Source organism: Thermococcus onnurineus NA1, assembly GCF_000018365.1.
Classification (GTDB): Archaea; Methanobacteriota_B; Thermococci; order Thermococcales; family Thermococcaceae; genus Thermococcus; species Thermococcus onnurineus.
Genome location: NC_011529.1, coordinates 1101840 through 1117466 on the forward strand (window position 1 = coordinate 1101840; position 15627 = coordinate 1117466).

The 15627-nt window shown below is 50.7% G+C and carries 17 protein-coding genes, 1 rRNA gene and 1 pseudogene; 8 read left to right on the forward strand and 11 right to left on the reverse strand.

Annotation, left to right across the window (positions count from 1 at the left end):
• Positions 1 to 11: 11 nt before the first annotated feature.
• Complete coding sequence (locus TON_RS06100; RefSeq protein WP_012572165.1) at positions 12 to 1295, reverse strand: outer membrane protein assembly factor BamB family protein; 1284 nt, start codon at positions 1293 to 1295, stop codon at positions 12 to 14.
• A gap of 69 nt (positions 1296 to 1364) precedes the next feature.
• Here TON_RS06100 and TON_RS06105 point away from each other — a divergent pair, with 69 nt between their 5' ends.
• Complete coding sequence (locus tag TON_RS06105) at positions 1365 to 2111, forward strand: PH0542 domain-containing protein (RefSeq protein WP_012572166.1); 747 nt, start codon at positions 1365 to 1367, stop codon at positions 2109 to 2111.
• On the opposite strand, the gene TON_RS06110 is transcribed toward TON_RS06105, so the two are convergent.
• The gene (locus TON_RS06110; RefSeq protein ID WP_012572167.1) at positions 2076 to 3152 is read right to left on the reverse strand and encodes a hypothetical protein; all 1077 of its coding nucleotides are present in this window, start codon (positions 3150 to 3152) and stop codon (positions 2076 to 2078) included. The genes TON_RS06105 and TON_RS06110 overlap by 36 nt on opposite strands.
• Positions 3153 to 3226: 74 nt before the next feature.
• Positions 3227 to 3348: ribosomal RNA gene (rrf, locus tag TON_RS06115) — 5S ribosomal RNA — on the reverse strand.
• Positions 3349 to 3401: 53 nt separating this feature from the next.
• Between rrf and TON_RS06120 the strand changes: the two genes are divergently transcribed.
• Positions 3402 to 4940, forward strand: coding sequence for a hypothetical protein (locus tag TON_RS06120; protein ID WP_012572168.1), 1539 nt, complete (start codon positions 3402 to 3404; stop codon positions 4938 to 4940).
• Between the two features lie 4 nt (positions 4941 to 4944).
• Positions 4945 to 5349, forward strand: a complete 405-nt coding sequence (locus tag TON_RS06125; RefSeq protein WP_012572169.1) for a ribonuclease P protein component 4 — start codon at positions 4945 to 4947, stop codon at positions 5347 to 5349.
• A gap of 4 nt (positions 5350 to 5353) precedes the next feature.
• On the opposite strand, the gene TON_RS06130 is transcribed toward TON_RS06125, so the two are convergent.
• On the reverse strand, positions 5354 to 6502 hold the full coding sequence (locus TON_RS06130; protein WP_012572170.1) for a cell wall-binding repeat-containing protein: 1149 nt from the start codon (positions 6500 to 6502) through the stop codon (positions 5354 to 5356).
• A 229-nt stretch (positions 6503 to 6731) separates the two neighbouring features.
• Positions 6732 to 7301, reverse strand: coding sequence for a cyclase family protein (locus TON_RS06135; protein WP_012572171.1), 570 nt, complete (start codon positions 7299 to 7301; stop codon positions 6732 to 6734).
• 54 nt (positions 7302 to 7355) lie between these two features.
• Between TON_RS06135 and TON_RS06140 the strand changes: the two genes are divergently transcribed.
• From TON_RS06140 to tsaA, 3 genes are all read left to right on the forward strand, one after another.
• The gene (locus TON_RS06140) at positions 7356 to 8621 is read left to right on the forward strand and encodes an adenosylhomocysteinase (RefSeq protein ID WP_012572172.1); all 1266 of its coding nucleotides are present in this window, start codon (positions 7356 to 7358) and stop codon (positions 8619 to 8621) included.
• Positions 8622 to 8788: 167 nt separating this feature from the next.
• Positions 8789 to 9727, forward strand: a complete 939-nt coding sequence (locus TON_RS06145; RefSeq protein WP_012572173.1) for a caspase family protein — start codon at positions 8789 to 8791, stop codon at positions 9725 to 9727.
• A 41-nt stretch (positions 9728 to 9768) separates the two neighbouring features.
• Positions 9769 to 10428 carry a tRNA (N6-threonylcarbamoyladenosine(37)-N6)-methyltransferase TrmO gene (gene tsaA, locus TON_RS06150; protein ID WP_012572174.1) on the forward strand — a complete coding sequence of 220 codons (660 nt, stop codon included), beginning with the start codon at positions 9769 to 9771 and terminating at the stop codon, positions 10426 to 10428.
• A gap of 154 nt (positions 10429 to 10582) precedes the next feature.
• On the opposite strand, the gene TON_RS06155 is transcribed toward tsaA, so the two are convergent.
• Both TON_RS06155 and TON_RS06160 read right to left on the reverse strand, forming a co-directional pair.
• Positions 10583 to 11137, reverse strand: a complete 555-nt coding sequence (locus TON_RS06155; RefSeq protein WP_048055081.1) for an HD domain-containing protein — start codon at positions 11135 to 11137, stop codon at positions 10583 to 10585.
• 2 nt (positions 11138 to 11139) lie between these two features.
• Complete coding sequence (locus tag TON_RS06160; RefSeq protein WP_012572176.1) at positions 11140 to 11454, reverse strand: hypothetical protein; 315 nt, start codon at positions 11452 to 11454, stop codon at positions 11140 to 11142.
• 51 nt (positions 11455 to 11505) lie between these two features.
• Between TON_RS06160 and TON_RS06165 the strand changes: the two genes are divergently transcribed.
• The gene (locus TON_RS06165) at positions 11506 to 12063 is read left to right on the forward strand and encodes an Era-like GTP-binding protein (protein ID WP_012572177.1); all 558 of its coding nucleotides are present in this window, start codon (positions 11506 to 11508) and stop codon (positions 12061 to 12063) included.
• Here the strand turns inward: TON_RS06165 and TON_RS06170 are convergent, their stop codons facing one another.
• Genes TON_RS06170 through TON_RS06180 form a run of 3 tightly spaced genes read right to left on the reverse strand, consistent with a single transcriptional unit; the run spans position 12064 to position 14024 of the window.
• Positions 12064 to 12468, reverse strand: coding sequence for a secondary thiamine-phosphate synthase enzyme YjbQ (locus tag TON_RS06170; protein ID WP_012572178.1), 405 nt, complete (start codon positions 12466 to 12468; stop codon positions 12064 to 12066). It lies immediately after the preceding gene.
• On the reverse strand, positions 12469 to 12762 hold the full coding sequence (locus tag TON_RS06175; protein ID WP_012572179.1) for a hypothetical protein: 294 nt from the start codon (positions 12760 to 12762) through the stop codon (positions 12469 to 12471).
• Entirely contained in the window at positions 12741 to 14024 is a 1284-nt protein-coding gene (locus TON_RS06180) for a hypothetical protein (protein ID WP_012572180.1), read from the reverse strand. Before TON_RS06180 ends, TON_RS06175 begins: the two co-directional genes overlap by 22 nt.
• Before the next feature lie 115 nt (positions 14025 to 14139).
• Between TON_RS06180 and TON_RS06185 the strand changes: the two genes are divergently transcribed.
• Positions 14140 to 15234: a TRM11 family SAM-dependent methyltransferase gene (locus TON_RS06185; RefSeq protein WP_012572181.1), complete on the forward strand. Its 1095-nt coding sequence runs from the start codon at positions 14140 to 14142 to the stop codon at positions 15232 to 15234.
• Here TON_RS06185 and TON_RS06190 read toward each other — a convergent pair.
• Positions 15231 to 15538 (reverse strand): annotated as a pseudogene (locus TON_RS06190) (CoA-binding protein). The gene TON_RS06185 and the pseudogene TON_RS06190 overlap by 4 nt on opposite strands.
• Between the last annotated feature and the right edge of the window lie 89 nt (positions 15539 to 15627).

Below are 15627 nucleotides of genomic sequence, written 5' to 3' on the forward strand. Positions count from 1 at the left end.
ATAATAAAGGCTCAAAGCTTTCTCAGTAATAGGAGTGGTATTATAGCCAACCCGACGAAAGTGGCCGGGCCGCAAATGCCCGAACTCTTCTTCCCGGCGAGTTTCTGGATATCTATCGCATAGAAGTTTGAACTAGCCGTTCCAACGATCGCTATATTTCCTTCAACAGCGATGCTCCTGACGTAGCCGATGTCAGTAACGGCGCCTAGTATGTTCCCGGTCTTTGCATCAAGCGCGTAGAGGGAGCCGTAGGTGTAGATTATAGTGGTTCCATTCTCCTGCCTGCTCTCAAACTTGCCAACACCGACCAAGAGCGTACCGTCGACGTATTTGACAACCTTGACTCTGAACGGAAAGGTCTGGTTCCACAACATGTTCCCTGTTTCTGGATCGATCGCTGCGAGAACACCATTGCCGTTGCCCATCCCACCGACATAAATCCTGCTATCGCCGATTTCAATGTCCTCTGTGTAGAAGAGTTCCTTCTTCCAGACCACGTTTCCAGACGGATCAATACGATAGAGATAACCTTCGAAAGTCCCGTTACCTGTCCCTGCGATCACGTCGTTCCCGAACAGTTCCATATCCCTGACCCACTGCCCAGTTTCAATGGTCCAGGAGAGCGTTCCATTGAGAAGAACGCCGTAAACGTAGCCAAACTGCCTTGGCCCCACGTAACCCGACGGAAAACCCGCCCCAATGTAGATTATTCCCTCCCCTACGCGAACCCTGCTCACGAGGCTCGTGAAGTTAACGATCCAGCTGTTTAGGACGACGCTATCGTTGATTATCTCTCCCCTATATAGGTGCCCCACATATGTAACGCTATCGTTCTCAAGGAAGAAGTCTCCATCAACAGCGTAAACGGTGTTGTCCAGGATTTGGAAATCGTAAAGCTTGTTAATGGTTAGATTCCTTGAGAGGAACTTGCCGTTCTCGTCAAATGTTACGAAGCCGCCGATGGTTCCAACGATAACTTTTCCACTGGAAAGAGGATACAGCCCCACAACATAGCCTGAGTCGTTCTGCCAAAGAAAAGTTCCGTTGAACGAGTAAGCAACCAGCTGACCGAGATAATATATACCTATCATTCCGCTCGAGTTGACCAGCTGTCTGTATGAGCAACCGGCGTACACCCTACCGTCATTGATCGCAACAGCCTCTATGCTCTTCTGATACTGGACATCATCACAGACCGTGCCCTTCCACAGTATCGGATTGTCATCCGCGGTCACGGTCCCCAGCACTGAAAGAGCTAGTATTAACACCAGAATCACTGGAACTCCCCGTTTCATGGCCTATCCCCCGAACGGTTAAGTGAAAAGCTTATATAAACCTTTGCAGTATCTCAAAACGGTGGTTGGATGGAAAAAGAGCTGGACATCAGGGAGGCACTGGCCACAGGGGAACACATCGATGAGATTATCATACAAGCCACTCTTAACAAAGAATTCCTGAAGGAGGTACTTCACTACCTCGACGACGACCTATGGATCGTGCAGAAGAATGCCCTTAGGGTAGTTGTTGAGGCAATACGAGAGATGCCTGATCTCCATGAGTCCCTTATAACTAAACTCCTGGTGATGCTCAGAAAGAGCGAGGCAATACCTCTGACTCAGGAGATAGCGAGGGCCTTCGGTGTACTCGTGGAGATTAACCCAGAAAAGGTTGCAAAAGTTGTTCCAGCGATATTCGCCAACTATAGGGTAGGTGACCCAAAGATAAAGGTCAACATGGCGTACGTCCTTGAGGAGATAATGCGTGTGAATCCCAGCCTTCTCGGCAACGTATTTAGAGACATAGGTTACATGCTCACCTCAAAAGACACGATGGACAAACTCACTGCGCTTAATTTTATCTCGGCACTTGGAGAGAACGGTCTCAGATACATCAGCCCCTTCCTGCCGAAGCTCTTTACACTACTCTACGACAAAGATGAGATAGTTCGAGCAAGCACCGTTGAAACGCTCATCCACGTAGCCGAGCTCAATCCAAAGCTCAGGAAAATAATTCGCTCAAAACTTGAGGAAATGGACGACAGAAGTGACCTAGTTACAAAGAAGGTCAAAGAAGGACTAACCAGGCTTATTATCATCGAAAGAGGAAGATGAAGTTTCCTCAGACTCGCTCCCTACTGACTCTTCAAGCCTCTCCTGGAAAAGAGTCTTCAGGACCTCCTTCAACTTCTCGTTTTCGATCCTGAGCCTAGCGTTTTCTTGGCGTATCTCCTCAATCTCGCTGAGAATGCCCTTGACCTCGCGTAGAGTGCTCTCAAACTTTGACTTTGGAATAAACTGGGTTTTGAGTATATTAAGGGCCTCGTCGACATCTCTCGTCCCCGTGAGGGCAGCGAGTTCCTTCTGGATACGGCTCATCTCGGCTAGCTTTGCCTCGTAGTCGGAGAGTCTCTTGCTCAGAGTATTGACGCGCTTCGACATCTCTCTAAGGACTGCCAATTTGCGCTTAAGCTCCTCAATCTCGCGTTCTTTCTCAGCCAGTGCTCTCTTTAGCTCCTCCCTCTCCTTGACGACGGAACGAAGGCGTACATTCTCAGCAACAAGTTCCTCGTAGTGTTGCTGTATCCTGAGAAGGGTTTCCGATAGGTCCACACTCACACCAAATATACTCCTCTTAAGCTCTCCCTCGAAGCTCTTAAGGCGCTCCTCAATATATGTTCTGATGAAATCGTCCATTCTCTTACTGTAATGCTCCTCAACCCGTCTGAGTATCTCCGCGGAGAGCCGCTCCATACGTTCGTCAATCTCGTTGAGTCTTGGAACCAGCATCTCAACGCTGTCAAGGAAGAGAGTCCGCTGTTCAAGCTCAGCTAGCTGGTCTTCAAGCTCCTTAATACGTTTTTCCAGCGAATGAGTGCTTTCCTTATGGGAAGAGCTTAACTCTTCGAACTTTCTGTTAAGGATCTCAATTCGCTCTGCAAGCATCTCTCTGTCGATTCTGAGCTCGCGGATTGTGGCTGCCACTGCTTCTAGAGCTAGGACAGAATAGTCCCGGATGGTCTCTGACTCAGGAATAGCTGACTTAACGCTGTCCCAATCACGGAGGGTCTTGAGTTCATCAACGACTTCGGGATGTCGCTCCTTAATGTAATCCCAGCCAATTCCCTGCTTCTTTGACCTCTTGAGCATGAGCATCGACCGTAAAAAAATCCCCGGAGGAATTTAAATAGCTTTTGTGTAGGTAATTACTCCAGAAGGGGTAATATAGTGGCCGGCGGCGTTCCCGGTTTCCCGCCCCCTCTCGGAGGGCAGTACACCCGGGATCGCTGGCGGGCTTAACTTCCGGGGTCGAAACGAGACCGGGTGTGACCCCGCCGCTATGACCGCCGTACCGATACATACCTCCCGCGGTGCATTTATAAATCTTACGGTCGATGAAGACGGATGATGGAGAAGGAAATACTCGAACTACTGAGACTGGAACGGATGAGGGAGCCGCTGAGCCCTAGCAGAAGGGTTAGGGAGTTCCAGACGAGACTTCAGAGAATAAAAAACGGCGAAGAGACAGAGGTAGCAGGTTTCCTACTCGCGAGGAAGCCTCCCCACGCCCCAATGGATGCTGCCTATTACCTCCTTTCCCCACTATCTCCATCGGAGCTGGCGGGTCTGGAGAAGGACGAGTTCAGGACGTACCTGATCGTTCGAGCCACAGAGAACACCAAGGTGAGCGGGGAAGTCAGGCCCGGGAGTTATGTGCTTGTCAGAGGCGTCATGGACGCGTATCCTCTGGGCAACCTAAGGATGATCCACGCGAGCTCCATTGAGGGAAAAGACTACTCGGACTACTGGAAGGACTACCGCGAGTTCGCCCTCAGCAGGCGCGAGGTCGTTGAGCTTTTTGAAAGGACGATCTACGTCCGTGACGACATGAGGAAGGCCCTCATATACTCCCTCTACGGTGTCCCCTACATCCTCTGGGGAAGCGGAGTATCCCAGTGGGGCGAGGGCTTTGAGTACACGGTCTACAAGCACAGGGAGAACATGGGGCTCCTGGCCCTCTGGAAGGCCCTCAAGTACCTCCAGTCGAGCCTGCCCTGGGAGCTCAGGCTCGGAAAAGAAACCTCCCTCGAGATAATCGACCCCATGCTGGACATAGACTTTCGAACCCGCAACCCCAACAGGAGCGATATGAAATACTATACTCCCCCATCGAAGAGGGGCCTGGTCAGGATTCCGAAGTGGACTGAGAAGTACCTTATGAACAAGAGGGCGATCGGTCTTCTCCCCCAGGACGTGGAGGCAGACCCCACCGACGCACTGGCCAAGATCTCCGAGACGCCTTTTGTCCTCATGCCCTGGGAGGAGAAGCCGTACTTCGAAGAGAACAGGGAGTTCAGGCAGCTGATCCCCAATCTGCTCGTGACGATCTTCATCAACAGGGAGCGCTTTCGCTCCATGAGCCACGATGAGCTCGGCAGGCTGAGGGAGGAGCACCTAAAATGGCGTCGGTGGGGCAGGGAGGAGTACAGCGAGACCTTTGGAAAGCTGACGACGCCGAGCGGGGTGTTCCACCTCGGAATGAGGTTCTACCTCGACGCCAGGCTCTTCGGGGCCATCACAAGGTTCTACGGAAAAATCACAGACAAGGCTGTAAAGGACGTTAGGGAGATCGACGACACCATACTGAATGAATGGAACGTGGTTCTCGACGAGATTATCAGGAAACGGCCTGAGGTCATAATGAAGCTTGAGAAAGAGTACGAGCATTACATCCCCCGTGACGTCAGGGCCCAAAAGGCCCTCCAGATTTTCCATGACCTGGCATCAACAAGCCCGAACGGCGAGGTTACCAGGGAGGAGTTCCTGAGGGAGATGATGAGGGGCGGCTTCAACGAGCGGGACGCCCTCGACATGATTGAAAGGTTTATAGCCACCGGCTACATTTACGAGCCATTTCCCGGAAAGCTGAGGCTGGTACGGTGATACCATGTCAAAAAAGAAGTTCATACGCCAGAGAGAGCAGCGGGAGAAGAAGAGAATAGCGAGGGAGAGAGTCAACATTCTCTTCACACTCGCCGAGCGCGTCTTTCCCTACGAGCCTGAATTAGCCAACCGCTACGTCGAAATAGCCCTGGCCGTCCAGCAGAAGGCCAAGATAAGGATGCCAAAGAAATGGAAGAGACGCTACTGCAAGAAATGCCATTCCTTCCTCGTTCCCGGCGTCAACGCTCGTGTGAGACTGAGGAGGAAAAGGATGCCTCACGTTGTGGTTAAATGCCTCAACTGCGGGCACATCATGAGGTATCCCTACCTGAAGGAGCAGAAGGAAAAACGAAGGAAAAATACCGAGAAAAGGAAACTGTTGATGGTGGTGCCCAACGTTAAACAATGAAAGTTCAAGGCCTTCGAGGCCTCTCTCTTGGGGCATTCCTTATGGCGTCCCTGCCGTTCCTGTAGGCTTCCTGGATCATGCTCTTTATCTGGTTCATAAGCTGCTTTGCCACGTCATACTGGCCGTTCTGGATGGCAATCCTGAGCTGCTCCATGAGGGGATTGACCTGGCTTACATCAATGCCTGCATTCTCCATAACCCGTATCTGAGCTTCAAGCTTCACGAGCTCCCTCTCGAGGGCCATCTTCTCGCTGTTCTTTATTGCTATCCTCATCTCGCCGGTCGCTGCCTTGAGGCTGAACTGGGTCCTGACCTGGAGCTCGAGCATAAGCTGATAGGCGTAGGTGTAGTTGCCGGCCTGAAGGGCCTGGTTGGCCTTCTCCATGGCCATCTCCATGACGCGAACCTGCTCCATGAGCTGGGTGGCGTTGGTGGCATTGGCGATCTCCTCAATGGCCCTGAGTCTCTCCCTGACCTGAATCATCAGCTGGAGCACGGTCTCCTTGGTAACGTTGACCTGGACTTCGTTTGTGGTGCAGTTGCACTCCTTGAGCTGCTTCCTAACCAGCTCCATGGTCATTTCAGAGGCATGGGTGTGAACCATGGTCATGTTCCTTATCTGGAACCTCTCCATCAGCAGGGTAATGTTCGTGGTCTTGTTAACGTAGAGTATTATAGCCCTGTTCTGAACCGCTATCCTGAGGGCGTTCTGAATTGCCAGGCTGTCGTTTCCAGCTACCACAACGCTTCCATTGAACTTAAGGCCGAACTTGATTTGGGCTTGGGTCATGACCATGAGGTTTGTCTCGTACCTGTTTTGACCACCCCAGCGCTCCACCGTAATACCCAGCTCTTGAAGATCATTAACGTACTCCTCCACCACTGCCTCAGGACCACCTATTATTATGACCTCATCCGGAGCGTAGCTCATAATCTCAGCAGTTACGTTCGGATCGTAAACACCCCACGTAGTCATCACAACAACCGCACCCGTCTCGTTGGCCAAGTACTCCGCTATACACTTATCTGCAGCGTTGTCGCTGACGAGTATCACTGTGACGCTTTCGGTGGCCGCGCTGACGCCTGTGAAGCTTACTGGCATTGCTAACATCAGCAATCCGAACAGGATTGCAAGGACTTTCTTTCCTATCATAACACTTCACCCCAGTTATCTTTATGAAAAAGGATATATTTAAGCTTTTTTAAGGAAATCGTCCAGTTGTGTTACCCATTGTTTAGAAAAAAGTGTTGAGATCAGATTTTTATCCAGTAACCGTTAACAAAGGTTTCTCAATGTTTAGCTGCGTTTAAAAATCAAGGATTCACCGCCAAATCTAGAAAACGGCTGAGATGTGGAAGGCCAAACAGATATCAGCATGGACTTATTTGGTTATAGCAACTGCTCGGACTGGACTACCCGAACCCGTCCTAACTTTCAGTGGAAATGCTATGAATGTGAACTCTTCCCCCACCAAAAGCTCGAGATTGGTAAGGTTCTCGAAGATAGGTACCTCCTCACTGAGGAGTATCCTGTGCACGGCATCATCCCCTATGCTCATGGCATCTGTTCCAACAGCTCTAGCCCCCTCCGCAACAAGGAACAGGGCGACTTCAGGTGATAATTCCCTTCCTCCAGTGAGAAACAGAACGATCCTCCCCAGGAATCCAGAGTCAGGCACCTCTTCAAGCCCTACCAGTCCTTCACCGCTCCGGACATCGATAACGAGACCGGGGCCCATAAACTTCTCAAGGGGAAGCTCATCAACTGTTTTTCCCCCGGGTATGAAGTGCGCCGGCGCATCGACATGGGTCCCGCTGTGCTCACCCAGCTTTAAGACGTTCATGTAGTAGCCGTCACGTTCTATAACCGCCCAGGGCTTTATCCGTACCTCCGGGTCTCCAGGATAAACCCGGGTCTCCTCGGAGAGGGAAAGGGAAAGGTCGATTATCATGGAACCACCAATGGACTTTTAACGTTAAAGGATTAAAACCCTGCGGTGATAACGATGGACTGCACGAAGGATTACTGCGTCAAGGACATCAACCTGGCACCCAGCGGGGAGAAGAAGATAGACTGGGTATCCCGCTTTATGCCGGTTCTCCAGAATATAAGGAATGATTTCGAGAAGAGGCAGCCCTTCAAAGGGGTTAGAATCGCGGCAACACTCCACCTCGAAATGAAAACGGCATTTTTACTGCTCACCCTCAAGGCAGCCGGTGCAGAAGTTTCGGCCGCGGCGAGCAATCCACTTTCAACCCAAGACGACGTTGTTGCGGCTTTGGCCAAGGCTGGCGTTAAGGTCTACGCGGTGAGGGGCGAGAGCCGGGAGGAGTACTACGAGAACATGCATAGAGCGCTGGATATTAGGCCGAACATAATAATAGACGATGGGGCAGACATGATAAGCGTTGTCCACCGCGAAAGGACGGAGCTGATAGACGAGGTTTGGGGTGCCAGTGAAGAGACTACGACCGGCGTTATAAGACTCCGCGCAATGGAGAAGGACGGCGTGCTGAGGTTCCCGATAATAGCTGTGAACGATAGCTACACCAAATATCTCTTCGACAACCGCTACGGAACGGGCCAGTCCACGTGGGATGGCATACTAAGAACTACCAACCTACTTATAGCCGGGAAAAATGTCGTCGTTGTCGGCTATGGCTGGTGCGGAAGAGGCATAGCTATGAGAGCCCGGGGACTCGGAGCAACCGTTATCGTTGTCGAAGTTGACCCGATCAGGGCTCTCGAGGCAAGAATGGACGGCTTCATGGTCACGAACATGCTCGAGGCTGCAAAAATTGGCGATATCTTCATTACGGCAACCGGAGACATCAACTGTATCCGCAAAGAACACTTCGAACTCATGAAGGACGGTGTTATCCTTGCCAACGCCGGCCATTTCGACGTTGAGATAAGCAAACCCGACCTAGAGGCACTGGCTGTAGAGATAAACCAGCCGAGGCCAAACATCACCGAGTACAAGCTCGCCGATGGAAGAAGGCTCTATCTCCTCGCGGAGGGTAGACTCGTCAATCTGGCTGCGGCAGATGGCCACCCTGCCGAGATAATGGATATGAGCTTTGCTCTGCAAGCTAAGGCGGCCGAATATATCAGAAATAACCACAAGAAGCTTGAGCCCAAAGTCTATGTGCTCCCAAGAGAGATAGATGAGATGGTAGCAAGGATTAAACTCAAGGCAATGGGCATCGAGATTGAAAAACTCACGCAGGAGCAGAGAAAGTACCTTGAGAGCTGGGAACACGGCACATAAGGGGCAACGTTGATTTTTACTCACACAGATAATACAGAAGCCCTGCCGAATTTTATTCATTTTTGAAAACTCTTTTGTTGCTACTTGTAACGATAAGGGCTGCCATCAAGGCAAAATCTGAGGAAAATCTTTTATACATAAATCCATATTCCGCTGCGGTGGTACCCATGAAGAAGTTTTCAACCATATTCGTGGTGTTAGTAGTACTGCTTAGTCTACCCATGGCTGCCTCTGTCCAGCAGAGGCACGGCATAGACTACTCCAAGCCACTCTATGCAGAGGACGTAAAGATAGGATATAAAATGACCGTAGACTATATTCCAAGGGCCGCAGGATTCCGGGGCGGACAAGGCGGTGGAACCAGTGTCACAACGACAGCTACGGGCATTCTTGGAGCCCCCGTCGAGGGAGAGAAGTACGCGATAGTCATAGGCATCGCCGATTACCCAGGTACTTCAAGCGACCTTCAGTATACTGACGATGACGCTCAGCTTGTCTATGACACTCTGATTAACGTCTATGGGTTCAAACCAGAGAACATAATATTACTTCTAAACATGGACGCTAGCTTCTACAACATATATAACGCAGTCATGGAGCTTAAATCAAAGGTTCAGCCTGGCGATGAGGTTGTCTTCTACTTCAGCGGACACGGTTCAAACGGAAGGGCAGAGGATGGAGATGATGAAATAATCGACGAAGCACTCGTTACCCATGACGGCAATCCAGACGGAAGCTTCATCCTTATATGGGACGGCCAGCTCAAAGCGTGGTTCGAGGACTTCCCAACCGACAGGATAATATTCATCTTCGACAGCTGCTACTCCGGAGGAATGACCGACCTAGCTGCCGAGGGTAGGATTGTGGTCATGGCTTCCGGAGAGAGGGAGTTCTCACTTGAGAGCTCTGAATGGCAGCACGGCCAGTTCACGTACTACTTCTTCCTTGAGGGCATAAACTACGGCTACGCTGATGTCTACGACCACGATGGAGACCCCACCACCCCGGACGTCACCGTCGAGGAGGCCTTTGACTACACCCTAGCCAACTGCGAGCAACAGACACCAGTCATCGTGGACGGCTTTACCAACGATCTCCTTCCGTAAAGCGTTTTAACTCCCTCTTCTTTTCTTATTCTGGTGGTGTTATGGACTTTGGGTCCCTTAAGATTATTCCCGTTGGCAGAGTCAGGAAAGAAAACGAGAAAACTTGGCTTGAACTCTATCCCGAGTTCAGCGAAGCCGTAGAAGGGCTTCGAGAGGGAGATTGGATAAAGCTCATCCTCTGGTTCCATGAAAGCGACACGCCCGAACGGAAGAGCGTCTTGAAAGTTCATCCCTACAACAACACTAAAAATCCCCTCAAGGGCGTCTTCGCCACCCGCTCTCCCATTAGGCCAAACCCTCTGGCAATTTATGCGGTCAAAATCCATAGAATAAAAGGAAACAGGCTGTACATAGACTGGATTGACGCCCACGACGGAACGCCAATAGCCGACATCAAAATACTCGTCGAGAGGCTCGACTGTCCAAAGGAAATGCCCATCGAGGAGTGGGAACTCGACATCAAGAAATCGCGACAGGTGGGAGAGATAAACCTGATTCCGAGGAAGGACGAGCACCTCGACGAGCTGGAGGAAGTTTCTCCGGATGAATACGACGCTCTTGTGGTCGAAATCGGACCGAAGACGACGGTTCTAACTGCGGAAGAACTCGTAAAGCTCATTGAAGTGTTGGAGGAGTTCTACGATAAACTGCCCGTGGAAATTAAAGACAAGCTCAGAAGACACGAAGGGCGCTCTCATTGAGGCTCACGTAGATCTCTTTCCTTTTTTTCAATTCCTATCACCAACATACAAAGAGCTTAAAGATAGAACTCTTCAACTGGACTCCGTATTTCACTGAAACTATCAGAGGAATGCCTAAAAGCGATTATTTAAAATGTTTAAGCAAACAGAGACGTTAAAGTTTTTGTTTGTGCAGCCTTGCAAGCCCTTCCACCAACTCCTTGAAGTACTCGTAAAACTCGCTCTCCCTCAACTTTTCAAGAGCGCTCCAGAACTCGTCGAGATTCTTAAAGCCCGTCTGCTCGTATTCCAGTGCCTGAATCAACATCTCCAGCTTGTCGGCGAACTTAACGAGTCTGCCCTCAAGGCTGAGCCCTTCCTCGTACTCGCGCCAGAGCCTGAAGTACTCCTTTGCCAAGGATCCGGCCTTAATGAACATCTCCATTGCAGCTTTCTTCTCAGCTTTTCCCTTATCAAGGTAGTACTGGGCAGTTAGGGGAACGTCCGTTATTCTTGCCTCTGCCAGATCGTGGAGTATTGCTATCTTGAGGGCCCGCTCAACATCTATCTCAATCCCATTTTCCTTCAAAGAATCTGCCAGGAAAAGGGTTATCAGGGCCACACGGTAGCTGTGGTCAGCTATGCTCTCCGGGTTTGAAACACCCCTCAGAAGCCAGCCCGTTCTCGGCAGCTTCTTGAGGTTCCCTGCTTCAAAAAACAGATCGAGCATGCTCACTCCTCCGTGATGAAAACGGCTTTTTCGGTCTCTATCGCGCTCGCCATTATGCAGTCGCCCAAGAACCTTCCGTAAACCCTCACCCACTCCCCTTTACCCAGACATGGGCTTCCGGAGAACTCGACCCTGATGCCGGAAACTTTAAACGTGGCTCTGTATCCAGGAAGTTCCATGGGGAGGAACTCAATCAAAGGCTTGTCCTCAATAGTACCCTCGATGACAACGTTCTTGCCCCTGAAACCCCTGGCATGGAGCTCATCAACCGTAACGATGTAATAATAATGATGACCGAGTTTCATCCTCTTGGGCATACTTCATCACCTTTATAGCCCGACTTCGAGTACTATCTGTGGGGTGAGGATATGATAAAGGTTGCGATTATAGGAGCCGAAAACGTCGGTAAATCAACGCTCATGAACGCCCTCATTGGGGGCAAAATTTCAGAGGTGGAGAACCTTCCGGGAACTACAAAGGGAACCATAAGGCGGCGCTTCGGCAAGCTGAAGATACCGAAGAGCATGAAGAACCCGATGGGCGGTGCAGATGAGTTTGTCCTCATAGACACGGCCGGACTCTTCGATCCACAGAGGGAGCTCAGAGGGAAGGTCCTCAGTGAGGAAAAGTTCAGGGAGATTATAGAGGAGATAATATCATCGGACATCGTCATCCACATGGTTGATGCGACGGTCGGCCTCCACAGGGGTATGGAAAAGCTCCACCACATGCTCAAGTTCAGATACGAGAAGCCAATAATAGTGGTCATCAACAAGACAGACCTTGTCCCAAGGGAGCGGGTCGAGGAGCTGAGAAGGATAATAAAGAAGCGCCTTGAACAGGAGGCCATCCCTCTCTCGCTGGTCACCTACGAAGGCTTCAACGACCTGCTGAAGGCGTTAGCCTATTACGCCCAGTACGTCTGATCAGCACTTGCATATCTTTACCAGAACTTTTCTGTGCCTCGGCCCATCGAGTTCGACGAAGAGTATCCTCTGCCAAGTTCCAAGCAGAAGTTCTCCCTCGTCTACAGGCACGACGATCTCTGGGCTGAGGAAGAGGCTCGCCCTTATATGGGAGTGGGCGTTGCTGTCTATTGAGTCATGACCGTAGCCGGCCCCTTTGGGAACAAGTTCCTTCATCTTGGCCTTTATATCCTGGAGGAGCCTCTCCTCATTCTCATTTATTAAGAGGCCCGTCGTCGTGTGCTTGGTAAAAACAACGACGATGCCGCTCGTGACGTCACTCCTCCAGACGAGGTGCTGAATCTCCTTCGTTATGTCTATTATCTGAAATCTCTCCTTCGTGGGCACCTCAATCTCGAAGAGCATTTACTTCACCACGCGGAGGTTCTTCCGGATATCAATAAGGACTTCCTCCGGACTTTTAATATCCCCAGAGACTATGGCCCTTAAAAGGACTGCCTTCTCATAAGCCCTAACGAGCTCGATTCTGCCGTTATCAATAACCTCCGAGCGCAGCGTGTTGTATATCTCCTCGACGGCGTCCCTGAACAGAAGTTCGTCCGAGTAAACATCATTGTCGGTTAGGAGAAGGGTTATGAAGTCGCCTATGAACTCAACTTTACTCTCCTTCCGCCCGATCAGTGCTTTGAGCCGTTCCATGACCTAACCCTCCCCGGAAGCTCACGCTCAAGCGCTTTGATGAGTATCTCCGAGATGAGTACTGAAGAGAACTTTGGATCCCTGACTTCAACGGCGGCGTCAATGGCCTTCTCAACCTCACCATTCTTGACCAGATGATGGGCTATGTCCGCCATCACTATTGAGCGAAGCTTTCTGTCCTGGATGAGTGTCCCAACTTTCATTGCTCCCTCGAGCTTCCCAACGAGGACGTAGTAACGGGCTATCTTGGCCCATACTTCTTCGCTTGGTGTGCTCTTCCCTATTGCATTAACGATTTCCCAGCTCCCCTTTTCCGGCCTCTCGAGGATCCTGTTCATCACAGCCTTACCAACAGCATCCGCTTCCTCTTCATTCAGCGCGGATATGAACTTAGGAAGGACGTCATGGTCTCTTTCCAGAAGTTCCAGAGCCATCTTCACGAGAAGCGACTCACTGTCCTCGAGACGCCTGATGAGCTTGACAGCCGGAATACCCTCACCGGTGAGGGCAAAAGCAAGGGCAAGCTCCACAGTGAACTCCTTCCCAAAGCGGTCTATGAGCTCGTTGGCCACCTCCTCGAGAGAATCTATGTAATGGCCAAGAACCTCCTTATCCTTCAGGTAGAAGGAAACCTCCTTAAAGGCCTGTCTAGCCCACTCTTTAACACTGATTCCTCTGATGAGGGTTATCCCGTTCTCATAGCTTCCAAGAATCATATAGGCCTTAATCAGCTCAAGAAGGGCCTTGGAGCGATAGGGTTCAGAATCAATATACTCCAGGGCAAGCTTACTTCTCCTGAGGCGGTAAGCGACTTTCAGCTGCTCTTTTCCAATCATCCGGGTGTTAGTGCGTATTATTTCTAGTAAAACCTCGTTCCTAAGCTTCCTATTACTGATTTCGAGGGCATACGTCACGGCCTCACCTATTTCGCCGAGGAAAAGCATGTAAGTGGCAGCGCTCTGCATTATTAAATCCCGCTGAGGAGCTGGAAGAACGCGGGAATCCTCGAGGACCTCTTGGTATATCCTCTTGGCGGATTTGAGGCCAGCCTTGCTGAGAGAGTAGCCAACCGAGAGAAGTGCTCGGAACATTTTAACAGGCTCGTCGATTTCCTTTGTAGTCTCCACGGCCCTCAAAAAGGCAGTCTTGTAGTTGTTGTCCTTCGCCTTTGCCAGCCTCTCGCCGATTTTAGCGTAGGTAATCGATTTGATATAGGGATCCTGAATTATTTCAACAGAGTCGAGTATCTCCTTAACTAGCATATCCTTCACCCGTAAGAGTAAATTACCCGGGGCTCATTTCACCAAAAATACACGTTCGATGTTATTAAACCTAACCCTCGGAACTTTTTTAAGAGTTTGACTCCATGAAGAGACCATGTACGCAGTAATATTCGGTAAGAATCCCCGTCTCAGCGAGGCAGAGTTTCACTCCTTCGCGAGGAGGTTTCATCTAAAGGTTAGGCCAGTCGAGAGCGGGAGGGACTGGCTGGTTTTCGAGGCTGATCCCAACGTAGAAAGATATTTTAGGTGGCTCGGAGGCTCGCTGAAGCTGGTTAAGATACTTGGTGAGGGAGAGGGAACTATACGGGAGTTTGAATACTCAAAGCTTTTCACAGTGAGCCTCTACGGGAAGAGCGACTGGAAGCTCTGGCGGAAGCTTGGGAGCGAGATAAAGAAGGAGTTCAAAGTCGAAGGTCCCTCAAAGTTCTTCAAACCGGCCAAAGTTTACGCCATGCCGGCCGAGCTCATCCTCAAGGGATTTCCAGAAACTAAGGACTTTGTATTCCTCTTCGGCGAGAGTCTCTGGGTTGGAGAGACGATTAAGGTCACTGACCCCTTTGAGCTGAAAAAGCTTGACGTCGAAAGGCCGATTCAGAGGCCGATACTATCCATTCCACCCAGACTGGCGAGGATAATGGTGAACCTGAGCGGGGTGAGAAAAGGCAACTTCCTCGATCCCTTCTGTGGCATAGGAACGATAGTCCAGGAGTTCGTCCTCCAGGGGCTTTCAGCTTACGGAAGCGACAGGGACGAGAAAGCCATTAGAGACGCCAAGAAAAACTTAACGTGGCTTAGGAAGGAGTTCCACCTTAAGAACTCGGCCCACCTTGAGGTCTGTGACGCTAGGAAGCTGAGGAGGTGCCTCAGGACAAGGTTTGACGCCATAGTCACAGAACCCTACCTCGGCAAGCCTCTCAAGAGGAACCCGAGCAGAGGGGAGGCGATAAAGCTCACCAACGAGCTTGATCGCTTCTATTATCCGGTCTTCGAGAGCTTCAGTGAGGTTCTCAAGAGGAATGGAAAGGTTGTCTTCGTCTTCCCAGCATACAGGCTTTCCAGCGGTGGAATCTATAGAAAAGACAGGAAGTGGCTCGGGAAACTCGGCTTTGAGGTCCTGGGCAAATACACCGACTATGAAGAGAGGCACAAACTGGTCAGAGACATTCACGTGCTGAGATACAGAGGTTAATCCCCAAGCAGCCTCACGTGCTCCTGCTTTATGTAACGGTGGGCAACTGCTATAAGTCCCGCTTCTTTCGCCTTTTTGAAGGCATCCCTGTTGTAGGTTCTAAACTGGAACCAGACGACCTTGGCGCCCTTCTCTATCGCCTGCTCAACGTAGTCCATCGTGAACTCCGGTCTGACGAAGAGGTCGACGATTTCAATATCATCGGGAATGTCAAGAACGCTCGGATAGCACTTTCTGCCGAGACCTCCTCGTAGCGCGGGTTCACCGGATAGACCTCGTAGCCACGTTCAAGCAGATAGCGCATGACGTCGTTCGCATCGCGCCCCGGCCCCGGAGAAACTCCAACGAGAGCTATCCTCCTTTACTTGGTAAGTATCTCCTTAATGTCGTCAT

Coding starts and splice junctions, on each gene's coding strand:
- TON_RS06130 (WP_012572170.1), bottom strand. CDS start 6,502: ATGATAGGAAAGAAAGTCCTTGCAATCCTGTTCGGATTGCTGATGTTA.
- TON_RS06185 (WP_012572181.1), top strand. CDS start 14,140: ATGTACGCAGTAATATTCGGTAAGAATCCCCGTCTCAGCGAGGCAGAG.
- tsaA (WP_012572174.1), top strand. CDS start 9,769: ATGGACTTTGGGTCCCTTAAGATTATTCCCGTTGGCAGAGTCAGGAAA.
- TON_RS06160 (WP_012572176.1), bottom strand. CDS start 11,454: ATGCCCAAGAGGATGAAACTCGGTCATCATTATTATTACATCGTTACG.
- TON_RS06140 (WP_012572172.1), top strand. CDS start 7,356: ATGGACTGCACGAAGGATTACTGCGTCAAGGACATCAACCTGGCACCC.
- TON_RS06165 (WP_012572177.1), top strand. CDS start 11,506: ATGATAAAGGTTGCGATTATAGGAGCCGAAAACGTCGGTAAATCAACG.
- TON_RS06180 (WP_012572180.1), bottom strand. CDS start 14,024: ATGCTAGTTAAGGAGATACTCGACTCTGTTGAAATAATTCAGGATCCC.
- TON_RS06105 (WP_012572166.1), top strand. CDS start 1,365: ATGGAAAAAGAGCTGGACATCAGGGAGGCACTGGCCACAGGGGAACAC.
- TON_RS06100 (WP_012572165.1), bottom strand. CDS start 1,295: ATGAAACGGGGAGTTCCAGTGATTCTGGTGTTAATACTAGCTCTTTCA.
- TON_RS06175 (WP_012572179.1), bottom strand. CDS start 12,762: ATGGAACGGCTCAAAGCACTGATCGGGCGGAAGGAGAGTAAAGTTGAG.
- TON_RS06155 (WP_048055081.1), bottom strand. CDS start 11,137: ATGCTCGATCTGTTTTTTGAAGCAGGGAACCTCAAGAAGCTGCCGAGA.
- TON_RS06135 (WP_012572171.1), bottom strand. CDS start 7,301: ATGATAATCGACCTTTCCCTTTCCCTCTCCGAGGAGACCCGGGTTTAT.
- TON_RS06110 (WP_012572167.1), bottom strand. CDS start 3,152: ATGCTCATGCTCAAGAGGTCAAAGAAGCAGGGAATTGGCTGGGATTAC.
- TON_RS06125 (WP_012572169.1), top strand. CDS start 4,945: ATGTCAAAAAAGAAGTTCATACGCCAGAGAGAGCAGCGGGAGAAGAAG.
- TON_RS06120 (WP_012572168.1), top strand. CDS start 3,402: ATGATGGAGAAGGAAATACTCGAACTACTGAGACTGGAACGGATGAGG.
- TON_RS06170 (WP_012572178.1), bottom strand. CDS start 12,468: ATGCTCTTCGAGATTGAGGTGCCCACGAAGGAGAGATTTCAGATAATA.
- TON_RS06145 (WP_012572173.1), top strand. CDS start 8,789: ATGAAGAAGTTTTCAACCATATTCGTGGTGTTAGTAGTACTGCTTAGT.